Annotated in this window: 3 protein-coding genes; 2 read left to right on the top strand and 1 reads right to left on the bottom strand. The window is 52.4% G+C overall.

The features are described 5' to 3' along the window. Positions 1 to 89: 89 nt before the first annotated feature. The gene (locus tag NTV65_11080; protein ID MCX6115739.1) at positions 90 to 1,283 is read right to left on the bottom strand and encodes a serine hydrolase; all 1,194 of its coding nucleotides are present in this window, start codon (positions 1,281 to 1,283) and stop codon (positions 90 to 92) included. 334 nt (positions 1,284 to 1,617) lie between these two features. On the opposite strand from NTV65_11080, the gene NTV65_11075 reads away from it, so the two are divergent. Both NTV65_11075 and groL read left to right on the top strand, forming a co-directional pair. Further along, on the top strand, positions 1,618 to 1,920 hold the full coding sequence (locus NTV65_11075) for a co-chaperone GroES (GenBank protein MCX6115738.1): 303 nt from the start codon (positions 1,618 to 1,620) through the stop codon (positions 1,918 to 1,920). Between the two features lie 51 nt (positions 1,921 to 1,971). Continuing rightward, positions 1,972 to 3,618 carry a chaperonin GroEL gene (groL, locus tag NTV65_11070; GenBank protein ID MCX6115737.1) on the top strand — a complete coding sequence of 549 codons (1,647 nt, stop codon included), beginning with the start codon at positions 1,972 to 1,974 and terminating at the stop codon, positions 3,616 to 3,618. The last annotated feature ends 68 nt before the right edge of the window (positions 3,619 to 3,686 follow it).

Below are 3,686 nucleotides of genomic sequence, written 5' to 3'. Positions count from 1 at the left end.
TGATCTCTGGCTTTGATAGTTGTTGGGCGAGTAATTCGTAGCGCTCCTCTACCTCTTTAAACTTATGCCACATATAGATTATCTCGATTCTAAACCGTTTCTAGCAAGGCCGCATGAATCTCCGCACGAAGTGCTGGAAATCGCTTATTATGATGAGCAGAGAAAGGTGCGTTCGATAAAAACACCGTGGCCATATCAAGCGCTGGATCTAGCACAACTGAACATCCGCCAGCATTAATAGTCGTAACGGCTGTCGAAGCTCCCTGCTGTTCACTCCCAGCATCCTTTATAAAAGCATCAAATCCCAGCTTGAGCCCAGCTTTAAGCTGCGGCAACTCTGGATACATAAATGTACGCGCCGTCTCCTGTGTACAGAGCTGTGATTCTCCCCGCAAGGCCCGCAGCATCTCAAGTGCCCAGGTATGCACGTCACGCGCAGTACCGAAGAGACCAGCGTGTCCAGCAACACCCCCCATCACCCAGGCGTTCTCATCCCAGACCTCCCCAGCAAGCACACGCTCCCGACGCGGACACTCCCCTGATGGAGCAAACAACTCAACCATCGGACGAATGTTTCTTCTCCTAAGCGTTGCTAGGTCGATAAAATTTAAACTCCTGAGCTGCAGCGGAGCTGCAACGAAGCGCGAGAACGCCTTTTCAAGGGGGAGCCCAGTTACGATCTCGCAGATCTCTCCGAGCACTATATAGTTGGCATCGCTATGCAGCTGCCGGGTTCCCGCTTCAAAGCGCAGCGCCAGGTTATGGAAGTGGTTATACGCATACTGCTTGGCTCCGCTACTGGCAAGGATACCAGGTCGTGGCCCGGCGTTGGCCCTTACCAACTCATCGTAAACGGTCACCCCTGCCGGAAACCCCGCGGAGTGCGAGAGCAGATGCGCTAGCGTGATGCCAGAACGCTGCCCTATCCCGAGCGCCTGTAGAAAGCGCGAAGCCCTGTCGAGCACCCCAACCTTTCCGGCCGAAACGAGGCGCATCATAAGGGTTGCGGTACAGATCGTTTCGCTCAGCCCACCAAGATCAAAAACAGTATCGACCTCTATCGTCTCCCCAGAAACAACGCTTGCGGCCCGTGCTGGGAGCTTCGTCCCCCTAGCCACCTGGGTGATGAGCCTGCCCCCGACCGAGGCCATAAGTACCCCCCCTGGCAGCTCGCCAGCCCCGACCCCCTCCTCTAGCAGCCATAACGCCCTCTCGGCGCCTGCAGATCCCCGATCATTTGGGGCATATGGAGTAGTTATTGACTCTTCAGTAGCGGGTGACACAGACCTAACTCCCTTAAACGGATGGGGTATGAACGCGCACTATAGCTTGCTTCGGAGCAGGAATCTACGAAATGGCCAGTTCGCAGCGGGTTCCCCAACAAAAACAGCACTAACCCTTGAAATACTTAAAAGCAGTGCGCATATACGATTCGCACCCGTGCCCGTATTGCTTAGCTCTCCATTTGGGGTAAGCTCTCACGGCGCATATATAGGGAGTTTTTGGGGTAACACCCAGCGCTCCCAAAAGGTGCAGAAAAAACAAGTCAAGCAAGATGCTTGATGGTGGCCTTTGATTCCTAAGGCCCCCCTTTTTTTACATTCGGAGGTAAAGGTAATGAGCAGCAAAAAGAGTAAGATTCGACCACTACAAGACCGTATTATTGTAGAGCGTCTAGCTCCTGAAGAGAAATCCAGTGGTGGAATTATCCTTCCTGATAACGCTCAAGAGCGTCCTCAGAGGGGTCGTGTCCTCGCTATCGGTAAGGGCAAGGTCCGTGATGACGGTTCCGTTACCCCAGTTGATGTCAAAGAGGGCGACGAAATCCTGTTTGGTAAGTACAGTGGCGTAGAGATCAAGGTTGATGGTTCTGAGATCCTGATCATGCGCGAAGATGACGTACTAGGTGTTGTTCTCTAATTTGAGAAGCTCCGTAGGCAAGTTAAACGTAATCAATTAAGGAAAAATAATATGGCTAAAATTATACAGTTCGGCGCTGAGGCTCGTGAAGAGATCCTCAAGGGCGTAAAAAAGCTAGCTGATGCAGTTCGTGTAACGATGGGACCAAAGGGTCGCGTTGTTGTTATCAAGAAGAGCTTCGGTGCTCCAACCGTTACCAAGGACGGCGTTACCGTAGCTAAAGAGATCGAGCTTGAAGGCTTCGAGGATATGGGCGCTCAGATGGTTAAGGAAGTTGCTTCCAAGACCTCGGATATCGCCGGAGACGGAACCACAACAGCTACAGTTCTTGCAGACGCTATTTACCGTGAGGGCTTGAAGCTCGTTGCCGCTGGCCACGATCCTATGTCGCTTAAGCGCGGTATCGATGCTGCCGTTAAGGTTGCTGTAGAAGCACTTAAGGCTATGAGCCGTTCAACCAAGGGTAAAGAGGAGATCGCTCAAGTTGGAACTATCTCTGCTAACTCTGATAGTGAGATCGGTGGCATCATCGCTGAAGCCATGGAGAAGGTTGGCAAAGAGGGTGTTATCACCGTTGAGGAAGCTAAGGGTCTAGAGACTACCCTCGAGGTTGTTGAGGGTATGCAGTTTGACCGTGGTTACCTCTCTCCATACTTCGTAACAAGCCCAGAGCGCATGGAAGTAGAGCTAGAGAACGTTCTCGTGCTGATCAACGAGAAGAAGATCTCGAGCATGAAGGATCTTCTCCCAGTGCTTGAGCAGGTTGCTAAGGCTGGCAAGCCCCTACTCATCATCGCTGAAGAGGTTGAGGGCGAGGCTCTTGCAACGCTAGTTGTAAACAAGATCCGTGGAACCTTGAACGTATGTGCTGTTAAGGCTCCTGGCTTTGGCGATCGTCGCAAGGCGATGCTAGAGGATATCGCAACCCTAACCGGTGGTAAGTGCATCACTGAGGATCTCGGACTAAAGCTTGAGAACATCACGCTCCAGGATCTCGGTAAGGCAAAGAGGATCGTTATCAGCAAGGACAACACCATCATAATCGATGGCAAGGGTGCTGATACTGACATCAAGGCGCGTGTTACGCAGATTCGTCAGCAGATCGATCTTTCAACCTCTGACTACGATCGTGAGAAGCTCCAAGAGCGTCTCGCTAAGCTCGTAGGCGGTGTGGCAGTTATCCATGTTGGAGCTGCAACCGAGGTTGAGATGAAAGAGAAGAAGGCGCGCGTAGAGGATGCACTACATGCAACTCGTGCTGCTGTTGAGGAAGGTATCGTTCCAGGCGGCGGAGTAGCTCTGATCCGTGTCATCGAGAAGCTTGAGAACCTCAAGCTTGCTGATGAGGCGCAGTCCTTCGGTGTGAAGATCGTTCGTCAGGCGCTTGAGGCTCCTATGAGGACGATCGCTACCAACGCCGGCGCAGAGCCAGCGGTTGTAATCGAGAAGGTTCGCAGCAATAAAGGTAACTTCGGTTACAACGCTGCAACCGACGTTTACGAGGATATGGTTAAGGCTGGAATCATCGACCCAACTAAGGTAGTTCGTACTGCTCTGCAGAACGCAGCCTCTGTTGCTGGTCTGATGCTTACCACCGAGGCTATCATTGCCGACAAGCCAAAGGATGAGTCATCTCATTCAGCTGGTGGCATGGGCGGCGGAATGGGCGGAATGGGTGGCATGGGCGGAATGATGTAATCACCCCGAAAGGGAGGGTTACAACCCAAACACCAAGGGCCTCTCGCGCAAGCGAGGGGCCTTTTTTT

It is taken from the genome of Pseudomonadota bacterium (assembly GCA_026390555.1).
GTDB lineage: Bacteria > Bdellovibrionota_C > UBA2361 > UBA2361 > OMII01 > OMII01.
The sequence above is the reverse complement of the archived record's forward strand: the minus strand, read 5'-3'. Positions and strand labels throughout refer to the sequence as shown.